The following is a 251-nucleotide window of genomic DNA, read 5'->3' as shown; positions in this document are numbered from 1 at the left end:
CTATTAAATGTTGATAATTCATCAGGCAAATATTCTTTAGCTATTTGAACAATCTGATTCCATGAAGCGTCCCAAGTATTAATTGACAAATTAGGATTATCATCATTTACCAAATTTCTAAATTTAAAAGTTTCTTTAACTATGTTTCGAGCTAACGTTAACAACTTATTATCATCCTCGTCCAGCTTAGTTGTCTGAAGATATGAATAAATAGCAGAGGTATTAGCATATTCAATACAATCATTATAAAT

At 28.3% G+C, this 251-nt stretch carries 1 protein-coding gene; it reads right to left on the bottom strand.

The features are described 5' to 3' along the window. A partial coding sequence (locus AOA62_RS32340) for a hypothetical protein (protein ID WP_218244239.1) occupies positions 1 to 251 on the bottom strand: 251 nt, incomplete at both ends.

The organism is Pseudomonas sp. 2995-3 (assembly GCF_002742565.1).
Lineage (GTDB): Bacteria > Pseudomonadota > Gammaproteobacteria > Pseudomonadales > Pseudomonadaceae > Aquipseudomonas > Aquipseudomonas edaphica.
The sequence above is the reverse complement of the archived record's forward strand: the minus strand, read 5'-3'. Positions and strand labels throughout refer to the sequence as shown.